The sequence below is a fragment of the Caballeronia sp. AZ1_KS37 genome (assembly GCF_023631165.1).
Classification (GTDB): Bacteria; Pseudomonadota; Gammaproteobacteria; order Burkholderiales; family Burkholderiaceae; genus Caballeronia; species Caballeronia zhejiangensis.
Genome location: NZ_JALQDP010000034.1, coordinates 177,877 through 193,823 on the forward strand (window position 1 = coordinate 177,877; position 15,947 = coordinate 193,823).

Below are 15,947 nucleotides of genomic sequence, written 5' to 3' on the forward strand. Positions count from 1 at the left end.
CCGGCCATCGATATTAACGGCCGTGTTATTCATATCTTTAAAGGAATATCGCGCACGCGTAATATACGATCTCCTTTCAAGCCGATGACTTCACAGACGTTCAGTAACGAGGAATCGCCTTCATGGATGACGCCACGCGCGAATTCGACCGCTTGCGCCCTCGTCTGCAGGGCATTGCGTATCGCATGCTCGGTTCGGTCGCCGAAGCCGAGGATATCGTGCAGGACGTGTGGCTGCGCTGGCATGCGGCGGCTCGCGAAGCGATCGGGAATGCCGAGGCGTGGCTCGTCGCAGTGACGACGCGCCATTCGATCGACCGGTTGCGCGCCGCGAAGTTGCGGCGCGAACACTACACCGGCATCTGGCTGCCCGAGCCGCAGATCACCGACCCGCCGGCAACGCCGGAGGAAGTCACGGAGCGCGCGGACGACGTATCCGTCGCGTTCCTCATGCTGCTCGAACGCCTCACGCCCGAAGCGCGCGCGGCGTTTCTGTTGCGCGAGGTCTTCGACGCCGACTATGCGGAGGTCGCGAACATCATCGGCAAGACGGAGGCCGCATGCCGCCAGCTCGTGAGCCGAGCCAAGGCACAACTACGCGAAGAGCGTCCGCGACGTTCGGTGTCGCGAGAGATTCAAAGGCGCTTGCTGCATGGATTCGCGCACGCGATGGAGCTCGGCGATTTCGCAGCTATTCACGCGATGCTCGCGGAGGACGCCATGCTGATCGGCGATGGCGGCGGGCGCGTGCAGAGTTTCCCCAAACCGCTTTTGGGCGGCAAACGCATCGCGCAGCTTTTTTATGCGGCCTTTCTGCGGTATGGAAACGGCGTGTGTCTCGAACTCGTCATGCTGAATGAGCAATGGGCGCTGCTGCGTTTCATCGACGGCAAGCTCGAATCCGCGCAGACTTTCGATATCGAAGATGAACGCATCGTACGCATACAGGTGCAGCGCAATCCGGATAAGCTCGAACGCATTGCGGCTCGCCATGGCAATGCATGAACGCTCGCGATTCGATTGATGCGTGCGAGGCAACAGCGTGGGCACGTTCGCGTGTCTACCGCGACAAGTCGCGCAAACCTAGGATGACATCCATCTTCAACCAGACATGGAGTCATCATGACGCAGCGAATCAACTACATTCAACAATCTCCCGAGCTTTTCCGGAAGTTCTATGAGTTCAGTCAGGCGGTGCGTGAATGCTCGATCGAGCAGACGACCCGCGATCTCGTGACGCTTCGCGCATCGCAAATGAATGGCTGTGCGTTTTGCGTCGATATGCATGTGAAGGAAGCGAAGATTCATGGCGAGCGCGAACTGCGCACGCATCACGTTGCGATCTGGCGTGAATCGCCGCTGTTTTCGCCGCGTGAACGTGCCGCGCTCGCGTGGACCGAAGTGCTGACGCGCATTCCCGAGCATGGCGTGTCCGACGATCTCTTTGCACGCGTGCGTGAGCAGTTTTCGGAGAAGGAGTTGTCGGATCTGACGTACATCATCATCGAGATCAATGGGTGGAACCGTGCGAATGTCGCGTTTCAGACGGTTCCGGGTTCGTCGGATAAAGCTTTCGGCCTGGACAAGGCAAACCTGTCGTAGTGCGTTCGCGCCGTCGTTCGATCATGGGAGAACGGATCATGCACAGCATCAAACGCGTGGGACTTGCACTCGTCTTCGGATGCGCGGCGCTCGCGGCGAGCACGGCGCACGCGGCGCCGGAGGCCATCGTCAAGGAACTCATGACGAAGCCGCTTCCGGAATATCCCGGCAAGGAGGCGCTGATGATCAGCGTGGAGTATCCTCCGGGCGCGGTCGATCCCGTGCATCGTCACGACGCTCATGCCTACGTATATGTCCTGGAAGGTACGATCGTCATGCAGGTTCGCGGCGGCAAGGCCGTGACGCTCAAAGCCGGCGATACCTTTTATGAAGGCCCTGACGACATTCACACTGTGGGACGCAACGCGAGCAACACGAAGCGCGCGAAATTCATCGTGCTGCTTCTCAAGGACAAGGACAAGCCCGTTCTGACGCCCGTTAAATAAAAAATTCGGCATGGCGCGTCACAAACCGTGTGGCGCAAACGTCTTGTTGGACAGAGCCACTACGTTTCGTGCCGCCATGCCATCAGACCTTGTGTGTCATTCCGACGATTCTCTCGCGTATAGCTTCGTAGCGAGTTATGCGGGCGTCGTTTCTTTTCTTGCCGTCGCCAACGAAGGCAGCTTCGCGAAAGCGAGCGACCGCCTGGGCATCGGCCGTTCCGCCGTCAGCCGCAACGTACAGAAGCTGGAAGCACAGCTCGATGCGCGTCTCTTCCTGCGCACGACGCGCAGCACGTCGCTCACACGCGAAGGCGAGCTCTTCTACAAGAATTGTCAGCCAGGCGTGGAGCGCATCGTGCAGGCGCTGGAGGACATGCGCGAGTTGCGCAACGGGCCGCCACGCGGTCACTTGCGCATCGCGTCGGCGCCGGGCTTCGGCCGCAAGGTCGTCGCGCCGCTTCTAGCCGGCTTTAATGCATGCTATCCGGACATCGCACTCGAACTGCTGCTGAACGATCGTCCGTGCGATTTCACGGCAGATCGGGTGGATGTCGCGTTTCGCGATGGTCACATGGAAGATAGCGAAGTCGTTGCAAAGCAATTGATTCCGATGCAGATGATCGTCTGCGCATCGCCGGCGTATGCGCGCGAGCACGGCCTGCCGCGTCATGTCGACGATCTCGACGACCATCGCTGCATCAATTTCCGCGCGCCGGCGGGGCGCATCGCTGAATGGGAATTCAAGGTCGACGGCCTTGCGCGAAAGCGCTCGCCTGCGGCCCGGCAAACCTTCAACGATATCGACCTGATGCTGCAAGCAGTGCTCGACGGGCAGGGCATCGCACAACTGCCTGCGTATCTCGTCTGCGATTCGCTCAAGGCGGGGCGCCTCGTCACCTGTCTCGCGCAATACGCGCCCGACGATGGCGGCCACTATCTTTGCTATCTCAGCCGCAAGCATTTGCCCGCGCGCGTGCGTGTATTCGTCGATTACATGACCGAGCAGACGCGGGCGCTTGATCTGCATTGCCTGACGACGTTCATCACGAACCCACGTGCGGGCGTGCAGCAGCTCATCTCAACCGATTGATGCATCGAAGGCAACACTGCGCATCCGTGCGAGGCGCTACCGGATGCACGCCTGCACGCCTACGATGCGTCATCATCGCGCATTCGCGCATTCGCGCATCGTTTCGAGGAGGAAATCATGAACACCGTAGTCATCGGCGGAAGCGGACTCATCGGCAGCAAGGTCGTGGAGCGTCTGCGTGCGCGCGGGCACGAAGTAATCGCGGCATCGCCGGCATCAGGCGTCGACACGATGACAGGAAAGGGCCTGCAAGAAGGGTTGCAGGACGCGCGCGAGGTCGCGGCGCCTTGAGCGATCGTGCAACGTTCGCGCGAAGAATGGATGACCGCCATGGAGCATATCGATCCGCCGCCCGTCAGCCTGCTCGACAGGTATCAAGGACGCGACGTGCAACCCCTGTATTCGACGACCGTCGCGGTGACGGGTGGCGATGCGGGACATGGCCGCGCGACGGGCGAGGCACGATCCGACGACGGCAATCTCGCTCTTGACCTGCGTATGCCCGAGGCGCTCGGCGGTCCCGGCGGCGGCACGAACCCCGAGCAACTGTTCGCCGCGGCCTACGCTGCATGTTTTCATGGCGCGATGGTCCTGCTTGCGGCGCGCGCCGGCATCGTTGTCGCGGCTGCAAGCGTGTACGTCACGGTCGAATTCAGCCGCGATCCGATGGACGGGCTCTTCGTGTTGACCGCCCACACACGCGTGCAGATGCCCGGCATCGAACGCAGCGTAGCTGAGGAACTCGTGCGCAGCACGGAACGCTTTTGCCCTTATACGAAGATGGCGCGTCAGGGCATCGTCAACATAGTTGCGCTTGCAAATACCGACGATGCCTCGAAAGCACATCAAGTCATCAAACGTTGAGTGGCTTCACTCGCTCTATCGCGCCGGCTCAACGCGCCCAACGCGAACGCGGCGATGATTGCGGGAATCGCGAGCAGCGTGAAGACCGCGCCAAATTGCAGCCCCATGCTCATGAGCACGCCGCCGGTCATTGCGCCCGCGACCGCGCCCATGCGGCCGATGCCAAGCATCCATGCGACGCCGGTCGCGCGGCTTCGCGTCGGATAGAACGACGCGGCGAGCGCCGACATCGATGTAACCGCGCTCGTCACCGCTGTTCCGGTCAGGAAGATCAGCAGAGCAAGCCAGAACTGATCCGCGATGCCGCGTCCGATTGTCAGCACCATCGCCGCTGCGAGCACATAAGCGCACGCGTTCACGCGTCGCGGATTGGCCTTGCCCATCACCCAGCCAAGGCACAGGTTGCCGAGAATGCCGCCGAGCGGAAAGAGCGATGTCGTGAGCGCAGCGCGCTCGGCGGAGAAGCCTGCATCCTTGAAAAGCGTAGGAAGCCAGTTCGTCAGCAGATAGAAGATCATCAGCCCCATGAAATAGGCGAGCCATAACATGGACGTGCCAAAGCGATAGGGACGCGAGACGATGATGCCGAGCGAAGATTTGTCGGCGCCGGCCGTGCGCGTATCGGCAGAAGTGAACGTGACGCGCGCGCCTTCCGCGAGACGCAGATCGTTCGAGATGCGGCGCAGGACGCGCGCGATCTTTCGCGTAGGGCGTTGTCTCACGACCATGAACTGTGCGGACTCGGGCAACAGAACGAGCAACAGCACGGTGAGCACGATAGGACCGAGTCCGCCGGCGACGAGCACGCTTTGCCAGCCGAAATGCGGTATGAGCCATGCGGCGCAGAGCCCGCCAAGCGATAGTCCTACGGAGAAGCCGCAGAACATCGCATTGACGGCGATAGCACGAACGCGCGCCGGTGCGTATTCGGACATCAGCGTGACCGCGTTGGGCATTGCCGCGCCGAGACCCAGGCCGGTGAGAAAGCGCCACGCGGTTAGTGTTTCGACTGAGCTTGCTTGTGCCGATGCGAGGCTCCATACGCCAAAGAAGAACACGGAAAGGGCAAGCACCGCCTTGCGTCCGATACGGTCGGCGGCCGGCCCGGCCACGAGCGCGCCGATGCCGAGACCGACGAGCGCCGCACTCATCACCGGGCCTAACGCGGCGCGCGTGATGCCCCAGTCGCCGATCAACGACGGCGCGATAAAACCGATTGCCGCGGTATCGAAACCGTCGGCCGCGACGACGAGAAAGCACAGGATCAGAATGACCCATTGATAGGGCGAGAAGCGCTCGCCGTCGATAAAGCTCTGGACCTCGATGGTCCCGACGTTCTTTTCCATGCCGTTATGTCTCCATTCATTCATGTGCAAGCGGAAGAATGCGGCCTTCGTCGTGCCGCTATGCCGCGCGCTTATCGAACTGCTGGCGAAAGACTCTTGAACTCGACGCGCCTGATGATGCGGCTTTCCTGGGCGACGATGAGATGCGCCGACGCATGCAGATAAGCGGGCCATTCGGGGTCGTTGTCGCGCGCGGTGCGCCGCTGGTCGTAATCCGCGATGCTCTCGTAGCCCCACAGATGCACGACCTGATTCAACGCGCCGATATCGCTCATATAGAAACCTACGGGCGCGCCGAGATATCTGGTCTGAATAGGCATCGCTAGACGGTCGAATACGTCGATGAATTCCGACATGCCGCGCGGCTTGATCGTATAGATGCGGTGATCGATGAAGGGCTTGCTCATGCTGCGCTCCTCAATTCGCTGGACTTCGCGTGCGCGTCGACGCTGCCCGCGAGATGCAATCCGGTGAGATAACCGAACGTCATGATTGGACCGAGCGTGATGCCCGCGCCGGGGTAGTTGCCGCCCATGACGCTCGCGCGGTCGTTGCCGACGGCATAGAGCCCTGGTATCGGCTCGCTGCCCTTGAGTACCTGGCCATGCGGATTCGTCGCGATTCCGTCGAAGGTGCCGAGATCGCCCATAACGACCTTGAGCGCGTAGTACGGACCGTCGCCAATCGGTGCGATGCAAGGATTCGGCTTGTGAGCGGCATCGCCGCGATAGCGGTTGAAAGATGTCGTGCCACGGCCGAAAGCAGTGTCCTTGCCATGCGTGGCATCGCGGTTATAGTCGCGGACCGTCGCTTCGAGCGCTGTGGCGTCGATGCCTGTCTGCCGTGCCAGTTCCGCGAGCGTGCGGCCTTTGACGAGATAACCGTTCTTCAGATGAGGACCGACCGGTAGCGGCGCGGGCTTTGCAAAGCCGAGGCCGTATTTGCGAATCGTCGCGTGATCGCAGATGAGCCACATGGCTGTTTCGCTTTCATCGCGACAGGCTTCGATCATCGCTGCGCCGACATCGTGGTAGGAGTTCGATTCGTTGGTGAAGCGCACGCCGCTGCGTGTCACGCCGATCACGCCCGGCTTGTAGCGATCGAGCAGATGCGGGAACACGCCGTATTTGCCGCCTTTTAGCGGCACGCGCGAGACCGGCATCCACGCAGCGGGCTGCGGATAGCGAATATCGACACGTCCGCCCACGCGCTCGGCCATGCGCGCGCCATCGCCGGTATTGCCTGCCGGCACAGGCGATACATGTTCGCCGCCGCGCCGCACATGCGGATAGGCCTTTGCGATGCGCGCGACATCGTGAGAGAAGCCGCCACACGCCAGCACGACACCGCGTCGCGCAACGATGCGCGTTTCATGTCCGTTCGCAATCACGATCGCCCCGGTCACGCGGCCCTTCACCGTAATCAGTTCTTTCGCGCCCGTTCGCGTGTGAATCGGAATGCCGAGATCGAGCGCGGATTTCGCGAGGCGCGCGGCGAGTGCGTTGCCGCTCGTGATCTGCACGCCGCGCTTGTATTGTGCGAGTTCCCGGATATGGCTCGCGAGTCGCTTCGCGACATACCACGCGGATTCGATCGATTTCGTCGCGTTAAAGAAATGCTTGAGATCCGCGCTCGACGAATTGAACATCATGCCGATGAAAGTTATCGTCTTGAGCGGCGGGCGCAGGCGCACGATGTCCTTGCCAAGCGCGCGTGCGTCGAACGGTTTTGCAACGACGGAACGTCCCACGTCGACACCGCCCGGCGCATCGGGATGATAGTCGGGGTAGAGCGTCGGCAGAAATTCGACCGAGGTCTCGCGCTCGAAGAATTCGATCATGCGTGGGCCGCTTTCAAGGAACGCTTCGACGGCTGCTTCGTCATACATCGCGCCCGTTTCGCTGCGCATGTATCGAACTGCGGCTTCGCGCGTATCCTGCACGCCCGCTTCTTTCGCGTGGCGATTTCCCGGTATCCACAAGACGCCGCCCGAGAACGCGGTCGTGCCGCCGAAGTATTCCTCCTTCTCGACGACGATCACGTCGAGCCCTTGCTTCTTCGCTGTAATGGCCGTGGAAAGGCCGCCGGCGCCCGAGCCGATCACGAGGACATCGCAAGCGAGATCGGACGACCGCGTTACGGTAGTCATGATGAAGTCCTTTGATTGAAGCCGGGCGCTTCGCACGCCCGTGAGATGAGAAGCAGCGTGTCAGGCGTTGCGCGGCGCTTCGAAGCCGGGACGTGGAACGAGATCCATCAACATGCATTCGAAGCCGCCGTCGACGGCAAGCTCCGCGCCGTTCACATAGGCCGCGCGCTGGCTTGCGAGGAATGCAACCACCTCGGCGATATCGCGCGGTTCGCCGATGCGCCGGCTTGCGATCATTGCGCTACGGCGCGCTTCGACATCGCCTTGCTCATAGAACGCCATCGAAAGCGGCGTGCGGATCATGCCGGGGCAGACCGTATTGCTGCGCACGCCGCGCCCGCCCCATTCGGCGGCGATCTGACGGGATAACATTGCGATGCCCGCCTTGCTCGGGCTATATGCGCCGCTCCACGTCTGCGGATGATGCGCCGCCACCGATGCGATATGCACGATGCTTCCGGCGCCGCGCGCGAGCATGTCGCGCCCGAATGCCTGCGCACATAACATGTAGCCGGTGAGATTGACGGCGAGCATCGCATTCCATGCATCGAGGCCGATATCTTCGATGCCGCCCGCGCGCAACAGGCCTGCGTTATTGACGAGCACATCGACCTGACCGAACTTGCGTGCAACTTGATCGCGTGCGCGGTTCACGCTCGTTGCATCGCCGATATCGCAAGTTATGGCGATGGCATCGACGCCAGTCGCGCGCAATGCTTGCGCCGCATCGTTGCAGCCCGCTTCATCGCGATCGAGTAATGCGAGCCTTGCGCCCGCATCGGCGAATGTCGATGCAATGGCGCGCCCGATTCCGCCGGCCGAACCCGTCACTACGCATACGCTCGATTCGAGGCCGAGCCAATGCTGCGCGGTGTGATCCCGCGCGGCCTGATTAGTCATCCTTGTCTCCTGAGTTCGTTCGATGCAAAGGCGCCGATAGCCTTGCCTGTGAAAAAAGTATATTCACGCCCATGCACGAAAGATTGGACAAAGGACGCAGACGACAGGACAATTTGTGCATCAGGAGACGCAGGATATGAGGAAAATCCCTAACTACAACTTGTACGGGGAATCGGCGCGTCCACCGTGGTATGACGCGTTCAACTTCGAATGGATCGTCGAGCGCAGCGCGCCCAACGACTGGCATATCGACGCGCATCGCCACGATGCGCTCTTGCAATTTCTGTACATTCGCGGCGGCGGCGGGCAAGTGCTGATCGAGAACAGCATGATCGATCTCGTGCCGCCGTGCGTCATCATGCTGCCCGCGCAAACGGTTCATGGATTCAACTTCGCGCCGAACGTGGATGGTCTCGTCGTGACCGTCGCGCAAAGATCGATCGAGGCGCTGGCATCGATCGCGGCGCCGGGACTCGTTCCGGTGTTGCAACGCGCAGGCGTCTCGCGCATGAGTGCCCACTCCATGAAGGAAAGCGCATTCTTGCCGATCGTCGAATTGCTCGAGAAGGAATTCCGCGCGACGAATCGCGGTCACATGGCGGCGGGCATGTCGCTATTGATTGCACTCTTTGTGCATGTCGTGCGCCTATGCGAAAGCGCATCTGCGCCGAGTGTCGCATCGACCGAAAGGCGGGCGCAGCAGATCAAGCGCTTCAGGGAACTGGTGGCCGCGCATTTTCGCGAGCATCGACCTGTCGAGTTCTATGCGCAGAAGCTCGGCATGACGGTCACACAACTCGGGCGGATATGCCGCGAAGAGATCTCGAGTTCGCCGCTCGCAATGATCAACGAGCATCTTGTGCGCGAGGCGCAGCGCGATCTCGTTTATTCCAGCATGTCGGTCAAGCAGATCGCACATGGACTGGGCTTTGCCGATATCGCTTATTTCAGCCGCTATTTTCGCAAGCAGACCGGCGTCACGCCGACCCGATTCCAGGCGGAAGCGCACAAGGCGCTGGCCATTCAATAGCCCGTTCGCTTCCTTCTTCGAGGGTTGCCAGCTTCGTACAAGCGTGCGATGCTTCGCCGTGCTGTAAATCGATAACAACAAGAAAGGCCCGAGCGAGACCAGTCCGGTTTAATCACCCTTCGAAGGAGTGAACATGATCGTACTGTCATCGGATCCAGCGGCGCACGACGCGTCGCGGCGCTTCCGCATAAAGGCACGCGGAATGCTGTGCGCCTGGCTCGTCATGAGCTCGGCTGCCAATGTCGCCTATGCCGACGCACAAACGGCGTATACGCTTCTGCCGCCACCCAGCGAGTTATACGGTGACCTTTTCGTCGCCGTGCAGACGCAGGGCGTCTATCCCGATCAGAAGACTTTCGTCGATGCCATACCCAAGATAGACCCCGCGCAGATCGTGCAGGCTTATCATCAGCAGATGTCGGTGCCGGGCTTCTCGCTCGCGACGTTCGTCGCACAATACTTCACGCCGCCGACGGATCAGGTGATTACGCCGCCGCCGAATCAGAGCCTGCGCGAACATATCGACTGGCTTTGGCCCGAACTCACGCGTCTGACGACGACCGCGAACGTACCCGCCAACAGTTCCCTGATTCCGATGCCAAAGCAGTACGTGGTGCCTGGCGGACGCTTTCGGGAAGGTTACTACTGGGATACCTATTTCACGATGCTCGGTCTGCAGGAGGCAGGCCGCGAAGATCTCGTCGACGATATGCTCGATAACTTCGCGTATCTGATCGACACGATCGGCCATATTCCGAATGGCAATCGCACATACTATGTGAGCCGTTCGCAGCCGCCGTTCTTCTCCTATATGGTCGAACTTGCCGCGCACAAGGAAGGTGGACGTGTTTATCAGAAGTATTTGCCGCAATTGCGCCGCGAACATGATTACTGGATGCAAGGAGCGGATACGCTGCGGCCAGGCGGCGCGGTACGCAACGTCGTGATGATGCCGGACAAGACCGTGCTCAATCGGTATTGGGACGAACGCGATACGCCGCGCGACGAGTCCTACTCGGAAGACGTGGCGACCGCCAAGCTGGTCACGAACCGTCCGGCGAACGAGGTGTATCGCGACTTGCGTGCGGCGGCTGAAAGCGGCTGGGACTTCAGCTCGCGCTGGTTCGGCGACAATATGACGCTTGCGACGATCCGCACGACATCGATCATTCCCGTCGATTTGAATAGCCTGATGTTCCACCTCGAAACGACGATCGCAATCGGTTGCGGCGAGGCGCGTGATTTCCGTTGTGTCGGCGAATTCGTGGGGCGTGCGGCCAAACGCGCGATCGGCATCAACAGATATCTCTGGAACAAGAACGGGTATTACGGCGATTACGACTGGAAACTCGGTCAGCCGCGCAACAACCCATCGGCTGCTATGCTCTATCCGCTCTTCGCCAACGTGGCGTGGCCGGAGCGCGCGCACAAGACCGCGGAAACCGTCGAAGCGATCTTGCTCAAGCCGGGCGGACTCACGACGACCACGTACAACACGACGCAGCAATGGGACGCGCCGAATGGCTGGGCGCCATTGCACTGGATCGCCGTGCAAGGATTGAAGCGCTATGGGCGCAGCGATCTCGCGCAACAGATCGGCACGCGCTTTCTTGCCGACGTGAATAACGTCTATAACACTCAACATAAGCTCGTTGAGAAGTACATCGTGGAAGGTAGTGGAACGGGCGGCGGAGGAGGTGGGGAATATCCGTTACAGGATGGTTTCGGATGGACGAATGGCGTGACGCTGAAACTGCTCGATCTCTATTCGCCGGGGCAATGAGCCGATGAAACGGCGGGCATCGTCAAAGGTCATGTAGCGATGCCCGCGTTTCGGTTCGCGTCAATCCTTCTTCGCCTGCTTTTGCCGCCGATATTCCGGTACTGTCATGCCGCCCACGCCCCAGTTCTCCATTTTCACTTCCTGGATGACGACGAACGTGGTATCGAGCGGCTTGTTCAATACTTCGAGAAGGAGTTGGCTCGCGCCCTCGATGAGTTGCTTCTTTTCCTCGGCAGTCACCGCGTTCGTGCCGGGCTTGTTGCCTTCGCGTGTCACCTGAATCGTTACGATCGGCATGACGATCTCCTTGAGTGGGAAACGACGAAGCGCCTGCGAGAGGCGCATCCTCAACGGGTAAAGAATCGATCAATGTCCCGCGCTTTGACCGCCGTCGACGTGCAGGATCTCGCCCGTCACGAACGGCGCCGCATCAAGATACAGCACCGCGTTCGCGATGTCGCTCATTTCGCCCATGTGTCCCATCGGATGCAGTGCGCCGAGCGCGTCGTGCGTTTCGGGCGCATGCATCGGCGACTTGATGATGCCGGGCGACACTGCATTCGCGCGAATGCCTGACTTCGCATACTCGATAGCAAGCGACTTTGTCGCGGAATTCAGACCGCCCTTGGTCAGCGACGCCAATACCGAAGGCACGCCGCTTACCGCATGATCCACGAGCGACGTCGTGATGCTGACGATGTGGCCGCTCTTGTTCTTTTCCATTTGCTCGATAGCCAGTTGCGTGATGTGGAAGAAGCCATTCACATTCACGTTCAGAACCGCGGCATAGTCTTCCTGCGTATATTGCGTGAAAGGCTTTGCGACGAATATGCCGGCGTTGTTGACGAGCGTATCGATGCGGCCGAACTTTGCGATTGCCGCTTCGACCACGCGCTGCGCGGTGGCGCGATCGCCGATATCACCGGCGACAGCGACGACGTTCGGATCGTCCGGTTGCTGAATTGAACGGGCGGTCGCGACGACGCGATAACCTTGCGCACGGAGTGCCTTGACGATTTCAGCGCCGATGCCTTGCGATGCACCGGTAACGATAGCGACTTTGCTTGCGTTGCTCATGATGAACCTCGATGAATGTTGGTTTGGGCCTGTTGCGGATCGGACCGACGGCTCCGATGGCTCGTAATCTAGGCCTTTCGAGATTCCTTGCGTACACCCGTGATGGACAATCAGTCTTGCGTGCGAGGAACAAATGGGCCGCAGCGAAATCGATCAGACGAATGAATCACCGATAGGAGAAACGACGTGACGCTGCAAAACGTAAAGGCCTTCGTGTTCGACGTATTCGGCACGGTAGTGGACTGGCGCGGCGGAGTTGCACGCGAGGCTGCGCCATTTCTTCAACGCCACGGCGCGATCGACGCAACGCCCGAAGCGTTCGCCGATGCATGGCGAAGCCGCTACGTGCCTGCGATGCGCAAGGTGATCAACGGGGAGCGGCCATTCGTGCGGCTCGATGTGCTGCATCGCGAGAATCTGCTCGACGTGCTGCCGGAGTTCGGCATCGATCCGAATGCCGTGGCTGCCGAAGCGCTCGAAGAGTTGAATCTTGCATGGCATCGGCTCGATCCGTGGCCGGATTCGATAACGGGTTTGCAACGGCTCAAGGCGCGCCATATCATCGCGCCGCTTTCCAACGGCAATATTCGATTAATGGTCGATATGGCGAAGCGCGCCGGTCTGCCTTGGGATGCGATTCTCGGCGCGGAGATTGCGCAAATCTATAAGCCCGATCCGCAGGCGTATTTACGCACGGCCGAAGTGTTGATGCTGACGCCGGAAGAAGTATGTCTCGTCGCCGCGCATAACGACGATCTCGCGGCGGCAAGAAGGTGTGGGTTGCGCACGGCGTTCATCGCACGGCCCTATGAACGCGGTCCCGCTCAGACAGTGGATTTAAAAGCCGAAAGCGATTGGGATGTCGTTGCCAAGGATATGAACGAATTGGCCGATGCCGTGGGTGCGTGAGCGCTGCGAGCATCGGCCAATGACGAGCTGGATTTAAGCGACGCCTTCGACGATGCGGAAGTCGCGCACGACGGAATCGCCCAGCACTTCCAGTGCGCGCTTATACGTTGCACTGTTATAGGCGGCGACGGCTGCTTCGAGTGAATCGTATTCGATGACGACGGTGCGCTCGAGCACGCCTTCGCCTTGCACCATCGACGCAACGCCGCGCACGAGCGGACGGCCGCCGCCTTCTGCAATAGCCTGCGTTGCGATCTTCGAGTATTCCGCAACCTGATCGGGCTTCATGATTTTTGTGTACACACTGACCCAATATCCCTTTGCCATCTTTATCTCCAGTGTTTGAAGGGCGCCTTGCGCCATGAGGCGAACGCACTGTGCATTTGCATTCAGTCCGGCGGACAGCATAGCAAATTCTCGATTAAGCGCGTTTCGGTGAAAGGTGCTTTCTTGCGCTAGGGGTTAACCCGAGAGCACCTGCGTCATAAACTGCTTTCACTGCTTCGAAAGGCACTGTGTTCGAAGCCGGGCACCTCATAACACTGGAGTTTAATCATGAAGTCGATCATCCGCGCAGCACTCGTCGCAACCGCTCTCGTCATTCCCGTCGCTTCGTTCGCGCAAAGCCAGATCACGCGCGCTCAAGTGCGCGCGGAATTGGCCGCATTGGAGAGCGTCGGCTATCACGTCGGCGACGGCGATCAGGCGCACTATCCCGAAGCCATTCAAGCGGCCGAAGCGAAGCTCGCCGCACGCGATGGTGCGACGGCCTATGGCGGCGCGGCCAACGGTGCATCGCAATCGGGTAGCGCACGTGTGTCGCAGTCCGACTGGAACGCAATGTACTCGCGCTAAATGCGTGAATGACCGAAGCGGTCTATGTGACCGCTTCAGGCGATGCATTCAGTCCGCAGCGTATTTGCGGTCGAGTTCATCGAAAAGCGGCTTGTTCACGAGCCGTTGACGCTCGGCGAAAGGCGCAACGACAGCGGGATTTTCGTCGAGACGTCCCTGCGATTTCAAGGCGCCGAGCGCGGTCTGCATGCCGCGCACGGCGCTTTGCAATGCCGCATTTGCATAGAGCACGAGGCTGAAGCCGAGGCGTTCGAGATCCGCGCGGTCGGTAACAGGCGTCTTTCCGCCGATCACGATGTTGATCAGTTGCGGCGCGTCGAGCAGCTTCGGCAGTGACGCGATTTGCTCCGGCGTTTCGATCGCTTCGACGAAGAGAATGTCGGCGCCCGCTTCGACGAATGCGCGTGCTCGTACGATCGCTGCATCGAAGCCCTCCACCGCACACGCATCGGTGCGCGCGATGATCTGAAAGTTATCGTCTTCGCGGGCATCCGCCGCTGCGCGTATCTTCCCTACCATTTCATTGGTCGATATCACGGCTTTGCCCGCGAAGTGCCCGCATTTCTTCGGCATAACCTGATCTTCGAGCTGAATGGCGTCCGCGCCCGCGCGCTCCAGCGTGCGTACCGTGTGACGCACGTTGAGCGCATTGCCGAAGCCCGTGTCCGCGTCGACGATAAGCGGCAGGTCCACTGCATCGCGGATGCGCGACGTATGCTCCGCGATTTCCGCGAGTCCCATGAAGCCGAGATCCGGCAGGCCGAGCGACATGTTGGTTACACCTGCACCGGTGATGTAGATCGCCTCGAAGCCGAGATCGGCGGCGACTTGCGCGCTCATTGCGTTGAATGCGCCGGGCAGCAGCAGGGCGCTGCGAGCGTTGACCCGTTCGCGAAAGGCCGCGCGGCGGCGCGAGGAAGAAGTGGTCATGGCTAAGGTTCCGGAAAGATAGTTCGTGTTCGGCGTCGATGCATGCGCCAGCGTCTGCAATGCTAACGCGCGATGCGCTTCGGCGCTCGCACGAACGTCATTCGAAGCGGAACAGCGCACGCGCCGAATCGCGCAACACGATGGTACGCAGCGATGCGTCGGGAATCCAGCGGTCGAGCGCTTCGCGCGATGCGCCGTAGTCCATCAGGCTTTGATGTTGCGTGTGCGGCCAGTCGCTGCCCCACACGAGCCGCGCTGCGCCGAATGAATCGAGCAAGGCGGACGTGAGCGTCTGACCGAGCGACGTGCCGGTTTCGCCTTCCACGCTGCGGTAAGCCGCCGATAGCTTGACCCACACGCGGCCGCATTGCGCCGTCGTCAGCAGATAGCGAAAGCCCGGATCGTCGGCGCCAAATGCCGGATCGGGACGGCCGAAATGATCGATCACGATTGTGCAGGCTTGTTCGAGCAATGGCGCGATAAGCATCGGCAAGTCCACGGCATCGCGATGAATCTCGACGTGCCAGCCGAGCGCGTTGACGCGCTCGAATAACGCTCGCCAACGCGCTTCACGCAGATCGGGCAACGCAAGCCCGATCAGATTGAGCCGCATGCCGACGACGCCGAGTGCCGCGAGGCGATACAACTCCGCGTCGCTGATCGAAGGATCGATAACGGCCACACCGCGAAAGCGTTGCGGATAGCGCTGCAGCACATCGAGAAAAAACGAATTGTCGGTGCCGAGAAAACTCGGTTGCACGAGCACCGCATGAGAGACGCCGTTGGTGCGCAAGTGTTCCGCATAGGCATCGAGCGTTGCGTCGTAGTCGGGTGCGTGTCGACGATGCGGTGCCAGCGGCAGGCCGCGCACGAAGACATGCGCGTGACTGTCGATCGCTTCGATGGCGGCAGGCTTCGATTCGAGCCATTGCTCATCGCCGAGCGTGGAATGAAGTGAACGCGTCAT

19 protein-coding genes are annotated in these 15,947 nt (G+C 60.5%); 10 read left to right on the forward strand and 9 right to left on the reverse strand.

The genetic code is table 11. From position 1 onward, the window contains the following. Positions 1–122: 122 nt before the first annotated feature. The 6 genes from NCS00_RS21400 (at position 123) to NCS00_RS21425 (ending at position 4,001) form a co-directional block, all read left to right on the forward strand. Positions 123–1,004, forward strand: coding sequence for an RNA polymerase sigma-70 factor (locus tag NCS00_RS21400; RefSeq protein ID WP_250440930.1), 882 nt, complete (start codon positions 123–125; stop codon positions 1,002–1,004). Between the two features lie 117 nt (positions 1,005–1,121). Beyond that, on the forward strand, positions 1,122–1,601 hold the full coding sequence (locus NCS00_RS21405; protein ID WP_175980753.1) for a carboxymuconolactone decarboxylase family protein: 480 nt from the start codon (positions 1,122–1,124) through the stop codon (positions 1,599–1,601). A 38-nt stretch (positions 1,602–1,639) separates the two neighbouring features. Next, positions 1,640–2,047, forward strand: coding sequence for a cupin domain-containing protein (locus NCS00_RS21410; RefSeq protein ID WP_008347938.1), 408 nt, complete (start codon positions 1,640–1,642; stop codon positions 2,045–2,047). A 76-nt stretch (positions 2,048–2,123) separates the two neighbouring features. Further along, positions 2,124–3,137 (forward strand): LysR family transcriptional regulator, encoded by a 1,014-nt coding sequence (locus NCS00_RS21415; RefSeq protein ID WP_250440931.1) that lies wholly within the window; start codon positions 2,124–2,126, stop codon positions 3,135–3,137. A gap of 117 nt (positions 3,138–3,254) precedes the next feature. Next, entirely contained in the window at positions 3,255–3,428 is a 174-nt protein-coding gene (locus NCS00_RS21420) for an NAD-dependent epimerase/dehydratase family protein (RefSeq protein WP_250436482.1), read from the forward strand. A gap of 39 nt (positions 3,429–3,467) precedes the next feature. Then, on the forward strand, positions 3,468–4,001 hold the full coding sequence (locus NCS00_RS21425) for an Ohr family peroxiredoxin (protein WP_008347943.1): 534 nt from the start codon (positions 3,468–3,470) through the stop codon (positions 3,999–4,001). On the opposite strand, the gene NCS00_RS21430 is transcribed toward NCS00_RS21425, so the two are convergent. From NCS00_RS21430 to NCS00_RS21445, 4 genes are all read right to left on the reverse strand, one after another. Beyond that, positions 3,983–5,347, reverse strand: coding sequence for an MFS transporter (locus NCS00_RS21430; protein ID WP_250436484.1), 1,365 nt, complete (start codon positions 5,345–5,347; stop codon positions 3,983–3,985). The two genes, NCS00_RS21425 and NCS00_RS21430, sit on opposite strands and share 19 nt — an antisense overlap. Positions 5,348–5,418: 71 nt before the next feature. Next, positions 5,419–5,754, reverse strand: coding sequence for an NIPSNAP family protein (locus tag NCS00_RS21435; RefSeq protein WP_008347947.1), 336 nt, complete (start codon positions 5,752–5,754; stop codon positions 5,419–5,421). Further along, the gene (locus tag NCS00_RS21440; protein WP_250440932.1) at positions 5,751–7,496 is read right to left on the reverse strand and encodes an FAD-dependent oxidoreductase; all 1,746 of its coding nucleotides are present in this window, start codon (positions 7,494–7,496) and stop codon (positions 5,751–5,753) included. Before NCS00_RS21440 ends, NCS00_RS21435 begins: the two co-directional genes overlap by 4 nt. A 60-nt stretch (positions 7,497–7,556) precedes the next feature. Further along, positions 7,557–8,396 (reverse strand): SDR family NAD(P)-dependent oxidoreductase, encoded by an 840-nt coding sequence (locus tag NCS00_RS21445; protein ID WP_250436487.1) that lies wholly within the window; start codon positions 8,394–8,396, stop codon positions 7,557–7,559. A gap of 136 nt (positions 8,397–8,532) precedes the next feature. Between NCS00_RS21445 and NCS00_RS21450 the strand changes: the two genes are divergently transcribed. After that, complete coding sequence (locus NCS00_RS21450; RefSeq protein ID WP_175980768.1) at positions 8,533–9,426, forward strand: helix-turn-helix domain-containing protein; 894 nt, start codon at positions 8,533–8,535, stop codon at positions 9,424–9,426. A 133-nt stretch (positions 9,427–9,559) separates the two neighbouring features. Continuing rightward, positions 9,560–11,209, forward strand: a complete 1,650-nt coding sequence (gene treA, locus NCS00_RS21455; RefSeq protein ID WP_175980770.1) for an alpha,alpha-trehalase TreA — start codon at positions 9,560–9,562, stop codon at positions 11,207–11,209. Between the two features lie 60 nt (positions 11,210–11,269). On the opposite strand, the gene NCS00_RS21460 is transcribed toward treA, so the two are convergent. Together NCS00_RS21460 and NCS00_RS21465 are read right to left on the reverse strand one after the other, a co-directional pair. Continuing rightward, the gene (locus NCS00_RS21460) at positions 11,270–11,506 is read right to left on the reverse strand and encodes a tautomerase family protein (protein WP_250440933.1); all 237 of its coding nucleotides are present in this window, start codon (positions 11,504–11,506) and stop codon (positions 11,270–11,272) included. Positions 11,507–11,575: 69 nt separating this feature from the next. Beyond that, a complete protein-coding gene (locus NCS00_RS21465; protein ID WP_250440934.1) occupies positions 11,576–12,286 on the reverse strand; it encodes an SDR family NAD(P)-dependent oxidoreductase in 711 nt (236 codons plus the stop codon). A gap of 186 nt (positions 12,287–12,472) precedes the next feature. On the opposite strand from NCS00_RS21465, the gene NCS00_RS21470 reads away from it, so the two are divergent. Further along, on the forward strand, positions 12,473–13,195 hold the full coding sequence (locus NCS00_RS21470) for a haloacid dehalogenase type II (protein ID WP_008347961.1): 723 nt from the start codon (positions 12,473–12,475) through the stop codon (positions 13,193–13,195). Between the two features lie 33 nt (positions 13,196–13,228). Here NCS00_RS21470 and NCS00_RS21475 read toward each other — a convergent pair whose 3' ends face one another. Then, entirely contained in the window at positions 13,229–13,522 is a 294-nt protein-coding gene (locus NCS00_RS21475) for a DUF1330 domain-containing protein (protein WP_008347963.1), read from the reverse strand. A gap of 228 nt (positions 13,523–13,750) precedes the next feature. Here NCS00_RS21475 and NCS00_RS21480 point away from each other — a divergent pair, with 228 nt between their 5' ends. Then, positions 13,751–14,050: a DUF4148 domain-containing protein gene (locus NCS00_RS21480; RefSeq protein WP_008347964.1), complete on the forward strand. Its 300-nt coding sequence runs from the start codon at positions 13,751–13,753 to the stop codon at positions 14,048–14,050. Positions 14,051–14,098: 48 nt separating this feature from the next. Here NCS00_RS21480 and NCS00_RS21485 read toward each other — a convergent pair whose 3' ends face one another. Beyond that, on the reverse strand, positions 14,099–14,980 hold the full coding sequence (locus NCS00_RS21485) for an isocitrate lyase/PEP mutase family protein (protein ID WP_250440935.1): 882 nt from the start codon (positions 14,978–14,980) through the stop codon (positions 14,099–14,101). A gap of 97 nt (positions 14,981–15,077) precedes the next feature. After that, positions 15,078–15,947, reverse strand: coding sequence for an amidohydrolase family protein (locus NCS00_RS21490; RefSeq protein ID WP_250440936.1), 870 nt, complete (start codon positions 15,945–15,947; stop codon positions 15,078–15,080).

Bases quoted from the DNA above. Each gene is read 5' to 3' on its own strand.
- NCS00_RS21475 (WP_008347963.1), bottom strand. From the start codon at position 13,522: ATGGCAAAGGGATATTGGGTCAGTGTGTACACAAAAATCATGAAGCCC.
- NCS00_RS21450 (WP_175980768.1), top strand. From the start codon at position 8,533: ATGAGGAAAATCCCTAACTACAACTTGTACGGGGAATCGGCGCGTCCA.
- NCS00_RS21405 (WP_175980753.1), top strand. From the start codon at position 1,122: ATGACGCAGCGAATCAACTACATTCAACAATCTCCCGAGCTTTTCCGG.
- NCS00_RS21480 (WP_008347964.1), top strand. From the start codon at position 13,751: ATGAAGTCGATCATCCGCGCAGCACTCGTCGCAACCGCTCTCGTCATT.
- NCS00_RS21485 (WP_250440935.1), bottom strand. From the start codon at position 14,980: ATGACCACTTCTTCCTCGCGCCGCCGCGCGGCCTTTCGCGAACGGGTC.
- NCS00_RS21440 (WP_250440932.1), bottom strand. From the start codon at position 7,496: ATGACTACCGTAACGCGGTCGTCCGATCTCGCTTGCGATGTCCTCGTG.
- NCS00_RS21425 (WP_008347943.1), top strand. From the start codon at position 3,468: ATGGAGCATATCGATCCGCCGCCCGTCAGCCTGCTCGACAGGTATCAA.
- NCS00_RS21490 (WP_250440936.1), bottom strand. From the start codon at position 15,947: ATGACGCGTTCACTTCATTCCACGCTCGGCGATGAGCAATGGCTCGAA.
- NCS00_RS21465 (WP_250440934.1), bottom strand. From the start codon at position 12,286: ATGAGCAACGCAAGCAAAGTCGCTATCGTTACCGGTGCATCGCAAGGC.
- NCS00_RS21410 (WP_008347938.1), top strand. From the start codon at position 1,640: ATGCACAGCATCAAACGCGTGGGACTTGCACTCGTCTTCGGATGCGCG.
- NCS00_RS21400 (WP_250440930.1), top strand. From the start codon at position 123: ATGGATGACGCCACGCGCGAATTCGACCGCTTGCGCCCTCGTCTGCAG.
- NCS00_RS21435 (WP_008347947.1), bottom strand. From the start codon at position 5,754: ATGAGCAAGCCCTTCATCGATCACCGCATCTATACGATCAAGCCGCGC.
- NCS00_RS21430 (WP_250436484.1), bottom strand. From the start codon at position 5,347: ATGGAAAAGAACGTCGGGACCATCGAGGTCCAGAGCTTTATCGACGGC.
- NCS00_RS21415 (WP_250440931.1), top strand. From the start codon at position 2,124: ATGCCATCAGACCTTGTGTGTCATTCCGACGATTCTCTCGCGTATAGC.
- NCS00_RS21445 (WP_250436487.1), bottom strand. From the start codon at position 8,396: ATGACTAATCAGGCCGCGCGGGATCACACCGCGCAGCATTGGCTCGGC.
- NCS00_RS21420 (WP_250436482.1), top strand. From the start codon at position 3,255: ATGAACACCGTAGTCATCGGCGGAAGCGGACTCATCGGCAGCAAGGTC.
- treA (WP_175980770.1), top strand. From the start codon at position 9,560: ATGATCGTACTGTCATCGGATCCAGCGGCGCACGACGCGTCGCGGCGC.
- NCS00_RS21460 (WP_250440933.1), bottom strand. From the start codon at position 11,506: ATGCCGATCGTAACGATTCAGGTGACACGCGAAGGCAACAAGCCCGGC.